This window comes from Planctomycetota bacterium (assembly GCA_016207825.1).
Lineage (GTDB): Bacteria > Planctomycetota > MHYJ01 > JACQXL01 > JACQZI01 > JACQZI01.
Window position 1 is genome coordinate 49,324 of sequence record JACQZI010000022.1, and the last position, 10,960, is coordinate 60,283.

6 protein-coding genes are annotated in these 10,960 nt (G+C 48.0%); 1 reads left to right on the forward strand and 5 read right to left on the reverse strand.

All coding sequences use genetic code 11. The features are described from left to right. Nucleotides 1–8 precede the first annotated feature (8 nt). The 5 genes from HY811_08215 to HY811_08235 form a co-directional block, all read right to left on the reverse strand. Nucleotides 9–1,445 (reverse strand): GAF domain-containing protein, encoded by a 1,437-nt coding sequence (locus tag HY811_08215; protein ID MBI4834784.1) that lies wholly within the window; start codon nucleotides 1,443–1,445, stop codon nucleotides 9–11. A 4-nt stretch (nucleotides 1,446–1,449) separates the two neighbouring features. Further along, nucleotides 1,450–2,226: a hypothetical protein gene (locus HY811_08220; GenBank protein ID MBI4834785.1), complete on the reverse strand. Its 777-nt coding sequence runs from the start codon at nucleotides 2,224–2,226 to the stop codon at nucleotides 1,450–1,452. Further along, nucleotides 2,227–3,489, reverse strand: a complete 1,263-nt coding sequence (locus HY811_08225; GenBank protein MBI4834786.1) for a M20/M25/M40 family metallo-hydrolase — start codon at nucleotides 3,487–3,489, stop codon at nucleotides 2,227–2,229. A gap of 98 nt (nucleotides 3,490–3,587) precedes the next feature. Further along, nucleotides 3,588–7,025 (reverse strand): hypothetical protein, encoded by a 3,438-nt coding sequence (locus HY811_08230; protein ID MBI4834787.1) that lies wholly within the window; start codon nucleotides 7,023–7,025, stop codon nucleotides 3,588–3,590. After that, entirely contained in the window at nucleotides 6,976–8,595 is a 1,620-nt protein-coding gene (locus HY811_08235; protein ID MBI4834788.1) for an outer membrane beta-barrel protein, read from the reverse strand. The genes HY811_08230 and HY811_08235 overlap by 50 nt, the downstream gene beginning before the upstream one ends. Nucleotides 8,596–8,706: 111 nt before the next feature. On the opposite strand from HY811_08235, the gene gatE reads away from it, so the two are divergent. Then, nucleotides 8,707–10,707 carry a Glu-tRNA(Gln) amidotransferase subunit GatE gene (gatE, locus tag HY811_08240; protein ID MBI4834789.1) on the forward strand — a complete coding sequence of 667 codons (2,001 nt, stop codon included), beginning with the start codon at nucleotides 8,707–8,709 and terminating at the stop codon, nucleotides 10,705–10,707. Nucleotides 10,708–10,960: the final 253 nt, after the last annotated feature.

Genomic DNA, 10,960 nt, shown 5'->3' on the forward strand with positions numbered 1-10,960 from the left:
GTATTTGCCTATTGCCGGCCTTTTTCTACGGCGAGCTCCAATTTTTTAAGCGTCTCTGGAGGCATGTCGGCGAATTCTATGGCGATATTGTATTCACCAGGATGAAAAAGCCTTTCTACCCTCAACACCCGGCCGGATAAATCCAATTTATTACCGGGAACATCAATTGTCAGCGAAATTATTATGCCCACGGCCAGATGATGCGGGGAATGCATGAGAAGCCCCAGTGTGCTGATATTTACGGTAGTGGCTTTGATAACATCAGCGTTTGTTTTGGCAATCTTTTTATCTTTGACCAGAAGATAAGGCCTGAACTCAACGGGCAGTTTCAGGACATGGCGCTGGGCTTTACGGCGTTCGATTAAATACAGTCTCTGGTTCTTGAATAAATCAAGCAATTCGGCATCGAACTTGCTGCCCTTATCTTTTTCCAGGATTGCAATTGCTTCCTCAACCGGCATTGCCTTTTTATACGGGCGGTCTTCGGCTGCCAGCGCGTCAAAAATATCGGCAATTGCCAGGATTTTCGCCGAGATGCTCATATCACCGTTTTTAAGGCCAAATGGGTATCCCGAGCCATCCAATTTTTCGTGGTGGGAAGAAGCAATATGGGGAATCTCGCGGAGATTCCGGCCGGTGAACATGTTTTCCAATATCTCCCTGGTCTTAAGCGCATGGCTTTTCATTTTCTCGTATTCTTCCGGAGTAAGGCGGCCGGGCTTAAGGAGCACATCGTCCCTGACGGCAATTTTTCCCACATCATGCAAAAGCGCGGCATATTCGAGTGTTTTTAATTCTTCATCATTAAACCCAAGCGCCCTTGCCATATTAAGGGCATAGCGGGCAACGCGCTCGGAATGGCCGGCGGTGGTCGGGTCGCGTGCATCAAGAGTGGCGGTAATGGTTTTCAAGAACTGGCTAAAGGTATATTCCTGCTCGAGATACAGCTGCGCGTTTTCCAAAGCCACGGCAACCTGGGCGGAAAAAGCCATGATAAGCGATTCATCATATTCGTTAAACACGCCCTTTTTCTTGTTCAAGACCTGAAGCGCACCGGTAACCTCGTTCTTGTGGTTAATCAAGGGCGCGCAAAGAATAGACCGGGTCCGGTAACCGGTTTTCTTATCTATTTCCGGATTGAAGCGCGGGTCGTTGTAGGCATCCTTGATGTTAACGACTTCGCGGGTCTGGAAAACATGGCCGGCGATGCCTTTTGCCCAGGGAAATCTTATTTCCGTGATGTCCACGCCTTCGGTAACGCGGCCCCATAATTCCTGTGTATCTTCATCCGCAATAAATATGCTGGAACGCTCGGCCTCCATAACCTCGGTTGCCTTGTGGGCAATCAGGCGAAGCAGGCGGTCTAAATCCTTTTCCAACATCATGGCGTTGGAGATTTCCAAAACCGCTTCCAGGTCTTTTACTTCTTTGCTTTTGCGTTCCATATTCTTAGAAATGTAATCCGAAACCGAACACGCTCATTATGCCGTATAAATTAGTCTTAACGTTCGTCGTATGCTTATTGTAATTCGGGTCTTCAAACATCAAGTGGTCGTTTATCAGGCTGAGCAAACGAAACTCCAAATTAATGCTGAAGCGGCTGCCGAGATAAACATCGCATCCGGTAAATACCTCTTTAAAATTACTATTATCCCAATTGCGGTCATTCTCCAATACAGCCGCGCTGCCCGGTAATTTGGTTACCCTCGAATATTCCAGGCTGGTATAAGCCGGTCCAAATCCGAATCCAACATAAGGCTGGACATTGCTTTCGATAAAAGGCGATATTTTGACGTGGCCGACCAGGCAGGTGCTTTTGGAAAATATCTCGTTCTTTTGGTAAGACACTTTATCGGATAAAAGGGTGGTAATCGTATAACCGCCGTTAAGGTTAAAAAGGTCAATCCCGGCTGAAAACCATTTGCCCATACCGGTTTTGGCGGAAGGGAAAACGGGCACATCGGAAATATTGAGCCCGAACGCCCAGAAGTTTTCGGTCAAGTCCTCTTCCACATCTTTAATCTTATTGACCTTATCGGTAATTTTTACTTCACTGGCGGTGACATCGAAAACCCCGCCCCATAATTTGAGCGAAAAAGAAGTCCGTTCCCGCGGCTCCGGCTCCCCGTATTCGAACCAATAAGGGGAATCTGCATGCAATGATACGATGGCGCTTATCACCAATATAGCCGCCAATATCACGTAAGCAATAAGACTACGGTTCATTTATTTTCTTTCTTCCAGAGTCACGCTGATTTCTGTTTCTTTTCCGTCGCGTAAAACGACCATTTTTATGGTATCGCCGACCTTCTTTTCCATCAGGACTTTTTGGTAATCACCGATTTCTTTTATTTCAGCGCCGTCAATCCTGATAATGACATCGCCTTCTCTTAAACCGGATTTTTCCGCGGGCGAGCCTGGGTTTACTCCTTTTATCAATACACCCTTGACTTTCGAATCGAAACCGGGCTGCGTACCGATATAGGGACGCGGCTTGCCGGACGGCATGGCAATCTTAGGCATTTCCTTAAAGGCTTCGATTTCCGGTAAATTAGCAATATCCATGATAAAGCGCCCGGCTAGACCGGTTATCTTTTCCAGCCCTTCGTAATTTATTTTCTCCGATGTATCGCTCGGACGATGATAATCCTGATTGGCGCCGCTAAAGAAGAAATAAGCCGGAACGCGCGCCATCCAAAACGCCACCTGATCGCTGCCGGAAGAGATTTCCTCGTAAGCCAGATTAAGTTTGGTTTCGCGATTGGCCTTATCCAAAACATCCTTCAACGACGGGATGGTCTTTCCTCCGAAGACATAAAGCTTATCAGTCATCCGGCCGATAGTATCAAGATTCAACATAAACCGTGTCTTCTGTAAATCCCAGAGCGGGTTTTTGACGTAATTGCTTGAGCCGAGCATTCCGCCTGATTCGGTGGATTCCTCGCCGTCAAAGGCGATAAAGATAATCGTCCTTTTGGGCGCTTCCAGCATCGCGTGCAACTGGCGCGCCACGCCCAGCAAGGCAACAACACCGGAGGCATTGTCATCCGCACCATAATAAATCTGATTAGTTTTTTCATCCATTCCAAGATGGTCGTAATGGGCACCGATGATAACGGCTTCTTCCTTTTTTGAAGAGCCCCAGATGCAGCCGACCACGTTCTGGAGCGTTTTTTCTTTAACATCGAAAGTCTGGAGATAAACCGCCGGGGTTATTTCCGTTGCCACCTGCGGCTTCAAAGTTTCCAAGCCAATTTTATGGAATTCACCGGCGATATACAACGCAACTTTCAGGTTTTCCATGGAGCCAGCTTTCCTGCCGGCTAACTCATCGCCGCAAAGGAATGACATATCCTTTTTCAACTGGTCCAGGCCCGTGATATTGGCAGGTTGCTTATCAAGCGGTTGTGTAACCGGCGCTTGTTTACAACCCCATTGGCAGCTTACAGACAAAACCACAAGCATTACCACAATTAACAGCTTCCTCATATTTTATCTCCTATATTAATAATATTGATATAAAGTTTTACCTCATATTGGTGGAATCGTCAAGTATTTAGGGCATGACTGTGAGCTTACCGAAAAGCCTAAAAATCCCTGCCGCCTTCGCTGTTATACTTCCAATTGACCTTTATGGAATCGGTGCCGTTAACAGTTTCTATATAAAGCACGGCGTATTTGCCTTTAATTGTTTTTAAGGCGTACGAATGCCCTTCGACGGCCGGCATATATGTAGCAGACTGGTAACCGGCTTCAGGCACCGTTGCCACTTCATCAAGCTCCTTGGAACCAAGGTCAATTAAGCCACCGTTAATGGAGCTGATGATGCCGCTGGTATTCCAGTAAAAATCCGGGTCATCCAGCACGCTTATCATGCCGCCGGAATGGAAACTGTACCCCTCATTGCTGGTAAATTCATTCTGCATGGTTATCCGTCCGGTTGTGACATTGGCATTGCCGCCCAAAGGCGAAGCCGTATCAGAAGGTATCACAAAAATCACATCGCCTTTCAGGGCAAGCAGCTTATTATCATCCGCGGAAAAAACCAGCGTCGTCTTCCCGCTCTGCTTGGTCTGGGCAGCGGAGCCGGTCGCGACAAATGTCCTGTCCCAGTGCGCCGACACCATCCTTTTGGCTCCCTGGGTATCGTAGGAATCTATCACGATATTCAGGCGCACCGTATTGGCGGCGTCAAAGAAACGCCTTAGCTGGTCGCGCAACGTATCATCGCCGAAGTAGAAATCGGAGGAAACATTATCCATAAAACCCTTTAAATCCTTTTTCTCAAAGGCGTCTTTCAGCCTGGCAATGACTTTCTCTATCTTTTCGCGGCCGGTGGTTTCGTCATAAAACACGGTAATCCGCGGAAAATCGATTGAATCAGAAACGGCGCCATCAGGATTAACCGCCCGGACGGATATTTTCATCTCGCCTGTTTTAGGCTTGAATTTATACGCCCAGGATTTTCCTTCATAAGAAACTTCTTTCCAGCCATCGCCGGTATCTATTTCTATTTTGGTCTTGCCGACGACAAATCCGCTGCCGGCCTGCCCGGAAATTTCTATCTGGCCGTCTTTCAATTCATCTTTATGCACAACTATTTTATTTTCAATATCGTCCCAGCGCCGGCCTTGTATCATGACATTCCTTAATCCGGGTGTTTCCGGCTTTTCCTCCGGAACGTTCGTTGTTTCCCCGTCAGGCGGATTAACCGCTTCCGGCACGTCCGCGGTGGTTTTTCCGCCGGCTTTGAGGCGGCTCATCAGGTCTTTCCACTTAACCAGGTATTCTCCCCACCCGGCGACATCGGTCTTTAATTCCTTGCCGCGCTTTAAAACCACGTCCATCTTTTTCTGGAGCGGCGCAACGTATAAATCGCAGCGCTCGATGAAATTCCCCGCATCCGTGGTATAGCCCAAGCCATAACCAAGCTCGGTTGTCTCCTTTTCCAGTTTATCCAGTTCCGCCTGTATCTTAACCGCTTCCGCGCGGTAGGTATCCACATAGCTTTTTGCCGTGGGAAGCGACTCTATGAAAGAAAGCTGTCCTTTTATACGGGAGATTTTATCTTCCACTTTCTTGGTGATATTTTCATCCCAGGAAGCGTTGTAAGACCCGGTTTTTTCCCAGGCGGCCATATTGCCAATATCATAAACGCCTGGCGAATCGAAATTAACCACCTTGCCCTTATAAATCACGCCGCCCTCCCAGCTGACTTTGCCGTCTTCGTAAAAAGCCACGGACATATCAAAATCCCTGCGCATCTTATCCATGACATCTTCCCCGGCTTTGGCAAGCTCGCTTATCAGCTGGCGCTTGGGAATAGCCTTTACGGCGCGGTCATGGCAATCGTAAAGCGCTTCCAGGTTACCTTTCGGCTGGCGGAGCAATTCATCCAATCCGGCAAGGCTTTCCCGCACGCTTAAAGTGAGCAGGTTATAACGGAGATTCGCCACGGCAAGTTCCCCCTTAATTTCGCCTTCGGGCGAATCGGCGGGCTTACCCATCAAATCCGGAGTAATCAGGTTATTTAAATCCATGACGGTAACCGGCTTTTGGGCGCGGTAATAAACGGAGACGATTCCCGGAATCTGGCCAACGGTTTCTTCAAGCTTGGCGCTCAAAGCGAGCCCTTCTTTAACCTCGCCGAAGTTATTAAGGTCGGTTTCATGCTTTTTAAACTTAAAAATATCCTTTTCCACAAGTTCACGGTCCTTCTTAAAAACACCGTCCCACTTGGACTTGGTTTCCTCAGGATTGGCAAGCATATCCATCCTGAGATTATCCCAATTTATATCATATGTAAGATTGCCCTGCGAGACCTTATTATCCACGGACTGACCTATTTCTTTCTTAAGCTCGCCGATTTTACGGTAAGCGCTTGAAGACTTGGAACGCAAGGATTCCAATAAATCCTTAAAACCGCTGTTATTAAGCGACGATAAAATCGAATCTTCGGCGCTCTTCAGCGCGGAAGAAAGTTTGGCTTCATCCTCATTGGTGTTTTCCGAATCGGTTATTCCAATCTGTTTGACATTCTGTTCATACGTGCCGTAAAGTATGACGCCGGCGATTAACTGCGCCTTCTGGCTTTCCAGATAGGCAAGAACTTCTTCGAGCGTTCCCTTTTGTTTGCCCTCTGCCCCGCCTGAAGGCTTCTTAAGTCCCTTAACCGGTCCGGCTGCCATCATTTTTTTCAGTTCCGCATCAGTTAAAATATCTTCAAGCGCCGATTCCGAGACTTTGCCTTCGGTGATAAGCTCGGCGATTTTGCCGGCGGATTCTGAGGACATCCCGGGAAACATCTTGGGAAGCGCTTCCTTAAATATCTTTTTACGGACTGTTTTCTTCCCTTCCTCTAAATCAGCGTTGATAGCATTATCCACCGCCTGCTCCGTTTCCATTCTTTTATTAAAATACTCCAGCGCCCAATCCGGGAATTTCTTTGCGCCGTATTCAACCATTCCCCATTTCCACCATCTGTCCAAATACATATCGCGGGTGACATCCTCGCCAGCCCAGCGGTTGGTGGAGCGGTAAGATTCATAAGTCGCCTCAACCGCTTTATTCTTTTCGTTGGTCACCATGGAGTCGCCCAGATATTTGCCCAGTTTCCCGGCGGCATAAGCCATATTAACCGCCTTGGCAAGCGTGAATACCTTGGCGGCCTGCTCAAGCCCGTATTCGCCGAGCGTCTTCAAGCCATCCAGCGCGGCATCTTCGTATTTGCCCTGCTTGATTTTCCCCAAAAGCTCCGCGCATTTTATGGTCAACCCAAAGGTAGTGGGAATGGGCGAATTGACGCCGAAAGTGGTGCATAAATCGTTAAAGGCGCCCTGGTCATTCTGCAGGTTTGAGAGGCGTTTTTCTGTTTTGCTTAAAAAATCAGACTTCTCGCGCGCGCTTATACCGTCATCTTCCGCCCAGGCAGGAAGGCACGCCAAAGCCAGCGCCATGGCCGACAATAATACGAACCTAAAAACTCTTGGTAACCGATAGGCTGAATACTGTTTCTGTGTAATCATTGCTTGAACCTCCGGAATAATCTAAGTTTTTTCTGCTCATCTCCGCCTCCACTCTGGGAGCGGTTTGTTTATCGGATACTTTCCAGTTAAATCTCAAAGCGGTCATATCCTGCCGCGAATCAATCGCGCCGGACACGCCGGTATTAAACCCGTTTATCTGGTGGATTAACCAGGCCGACCACGAACGGTTCCGGTTCAATTCAACCCCAATATTAACCCCTGAAGTAACGTCCTTTTTATCAGTACTCGTATTTTCATCCATGATAATGCTGTAGCTTAAAGAAAGATTCACCGGAACGGCTTGGTTTGCGAGTTCATAACCGCCGCCCAAATTGATTACATTAATAATATGGGATAAATCAGCCGGGGTTTTATCCTCCTGGTTCCTGTATTCGTAAGAAACATTGTAATCCAGCTTTTCGTATTTGCCGTCCAGCCTTAAGGGAACGCTGATGTTCACTTCGTCAATAGTTTCATCGGATTTAACGCGCAGTTCTTCCCGCGCCTCCGCGCTCAGTTTCATATCCTTATTGATTTGCCATTCGATAGACGCTTGCGGAGAATTGACGCGTGTGGTGCCGTTCAATTGCGATTCCAGATTATTGCGGCGGAAACCGTATGAGAAATTCCCGGAAACGCTTTCGGAAAACGCATGGTTTAAAGAAGCTTTCAGGCGCAGGCTGTCCGAAGATGCCGAGCCGGCCAGCGTATCAAAATCAGGATTGACATGGTAATATTGAAATCTTAATGATGTGTTAGCCCATCTTAAATTGCTTTTCAGGTTGAACGCGGTATCCGATTCCGTCGAAGTGCGCTGGCGCAAATCGTCGTAATTGCGGTAGCTTTTGGCGAATTCTCCGGCAAGGATCCAGTTGCGGATTGGCTTGCCGTTAAAATCGAGGCCGAATACCCTGTTCTGCCTTCCGGCCAACCCGTCAATCTTATCAGAGGCATCATCATCAACGGTGACAAATCCGAATCCGGCCATCAGGTTCGGCTTAAAGCGGTAAGTGACCCGTCCCGCAGTGGCGTATTGCTTGTATTCATCCGCCGTGCCGCCCCAGACATCCTGCCAACGCTGTGCGGTATTGCCGGCAAGGATATCCGTTGTCAAGCCTTCGCCCGCGGCAAATTCCCGCTTGTATTCAATCCCGCGCACGCTTTGGGAAAGTATAAACTCCGGGAAATCCGGGATAATATCGCCCGCAATCAATTCCTGCTCGCGCCATTTCAGCTTGGCAACCAACTGGGAAAGTCCCCATTTTTCCGATTCGATGGAAGTATCGTTGCTGGTGCGTCCGCGGAAAAGCAGGGAAAAATCCTTATTGCCGAGCTTTTCGGCGCCGTTAATCCTGATTTCATCTATGATGGTAAAATCCTCTTTAAGGAACGATTGTTCCTCGTTGCCGCTGACCGAATTGCTTTTCAAGGTGAGTTTATTCTCGCCGTTCCAGTCTGATTGGGCGGGCGAACTGAACGATAAAACCAGGAACATTATTAATATTCCCGCTGTTGTTCTTCCGGATTTCCGGGTGATTTTTATATCCACTCTTGTTGCGTTTCTTTTCAAGGATAAACACTATATCAAAAATTCCCTAAAAAAGCAACTTAAATCTCTCAAACGAAATGCCGAACTTCTTTGACTTTTCCGCGGTTTCGTATTATATTATTGGTTAATTTTATGGCAAAGATTGATTATAACGACATCGGATTTTACCAGTCGCTCGGATTCAAAAGCGGGGTGGAAATCCACCAGCAGATTCTTACCAAGAAAAAGACTTTCTGCCATTGCCCGGCGGGCAAGTATTCCAAGACGCACGACGCGGAAGTCCTGCGCCATATGCGACCGACCCTTTCGGAACTGGGCGAATACGACGGCTGCGCCCTGATGGAATTCAAGACCAAAAAGAACGTCGTCTACTGCCTCAACCGGGAATCGGTCTGCACCTATGAAATGGACGATACTCCCCCATTCCTGGTCAATAGGGAAGGGCTTGATATCGTCATCGAGCTCGCGCTCATGCTAAATTGCAGTATCGTTGACGAACTGCATATAGCGAGGAAGCAATACCTCGATGGCAGCATCCCGACCGGCTTCCAGCGGACGGCCGTGGTCGGCATCAACGGATGGATTCCTTACAAAGACCGCCGGATAAATATCAGCCACGTCTGTTATGAAGAAGACGCCTGCCGTCAGATAAGCAATATCGGGCACACCATCAAGTTCCGGACGGACCGGCTGGGCATGCCCTTGATAGAAATCATCACGCAGGCGGAAATGAGGACACCGGAAGAGATGCGCGAGGTCGTCCGGGAAATCAGCCGCCTGATAAGGACGAGCGGAAAACTGCGCCGCGGCATCGGTTCGGTCAGGCAGGATGTCAACGGCAGTATCGCCGGCGGCAGCCGGGTGGAAATAAAGGGCGTCCCGCAGATAAACTGGATTCCGCGCCTCCTGCATACCGAGGCAATCAGGCAAAAGGAATTATTGGATATAAAAAAGATACTGTCGGAAAAAGGCGTATCCGAGAAATCACTTAAAACCGTTAAAGCTGATTTAACGGAAGCGCTCTCCAAGACGAAATCGAATATTATGAGAGAGAACCTGGAAAAAGGCAATGCCATCGGCGGAATAAAGCTCCCCAAACTGGGCGGTATATTCAATCATCCGACACAGACAGGCGGTCATACTAGCTGCAAATTAATCGGCCGTCCCCGAACCCCGCTACTGCGGGGGGAGTGGGGCAAAACCTTCGCGGATGAAGTTGCCGGGCGTTTACGCGTAATCGCCTGCCTGGATAACATGCCGAATTTCTTCCATACGGATAAATACCCCAAATACCCGGGTTCGGATAAAGACCTGGCTATCATAAAAAAGAAATTGGGATTGAAGAAAGGCGACCTCGGCGCGCTCGTCTGGGGAAGCAAGCAGGATGTGGAAACCGCGCTGAACGAGGTAAGGCTGCGCGTCGTGGACGCGATTAACGGGGTGCCGAACGAAACCCGCCAGCCATTTAAGAACGGCATCACGGATTTTGAAAGGATACTGCCCGGCCCGAACCGGATGTATCCGGATACGGATTCGCCCCCGGTAAAAATAACGCCGGAAATGGTCCAAAAAATACGGGCAAATATCAAGGAACCGCCATCACAAAAAGAAAGGCGCTATACGGCGCTGGGGCTCCCCTACCAGATTGCGCGCGATTTATCGGTCTCTCCGCGGGCGAATTTAATGGATAAACTTATTAAAGACAAGAATGTAAGTAAAGTCCTTGCCGGAGCGACGCTTACCCAGACATTGAAGCATCTCGAGCATAAAGGAATATCCGTTGAGAAGATAAAAGACGAATCCATTATTGAAATATTCTCTCTTTACTCCAAAGGCAAATTCTATAAGGAAGCGATTCCGGTGATACTGGAAAAGCTCAGGGCTAATCCTTCGGCAAAAGTCAAAGACATCATATCCAAGAATAAACTTATCGCACTGCCTGAGTCAAAGACAAAGGCGGTTGTGGCGACGGCTATAAAGAAAAGCCGGTTTAAGGCATATAGTAAAACGAGCGATAACCTGCTTGCAAAGAAGACCTTATTCTACGCGGGAAAGATAATGAAAACATACCGCGGCAGGATAAAGGGCGACTCTCTCATTCCGGCGATAATGGAAAAACTGCCGGCTAAATAAACACACATAAATACACCCTAATTTTGTCAATCCAAAAGGGGAACTTTGTCAACTTAAAAAGGGAACTATGGCTATAAAAATGCATATATTCGCACCCATTCTTAATATATTTAGAATTAGTAAGCAGATTAAACGGATGGGCTGAATTCGCCCCTAAAGGGAGGCTTCGCACTGTACAAAATACCCAAAAAACATGGTTTTTGGTGCAGTTAAGTGCACACAAAAGTGAGTTTTTGGTGCAGTGAAAAATCTG

Coding starts and splice junctions, on each gene's coding strand:
- HY811_08215 (MBI4834784.1), bottom strand. CDS start 1,445: ATGGAACGCAAAAGCAAAGAAGTAAAAGACCTGGAAGCGGTTTTGGAA.
- HY811_08220 (MBI4834785.1), bottom strand. CDS start 2,226: ATGAACCGTAGTCTTATTGCTTACGTGATATTGGCGGCTATATTGGTG.
- HY811_08225 (MBI4834786.1), bottom strand. CDS start 3,489: ATGAGGAAGCTGTTAATTGTGGTAATGCTTGTGGTTTTGTCTGTAAGC.
- HY811_08230 (MBI4834787.1), bottom strand. CDS start 7,025: ATGATTACACAGAAACAGTATTCAGCCTATCGGTTACCAAGAGTTTTT.
- gatE (MBI4834789.1), top strand. CDS start 8,707: ATGGCAAAGATTGATTATAACGACATCGGATTTTACCAGTCGCTCGGA.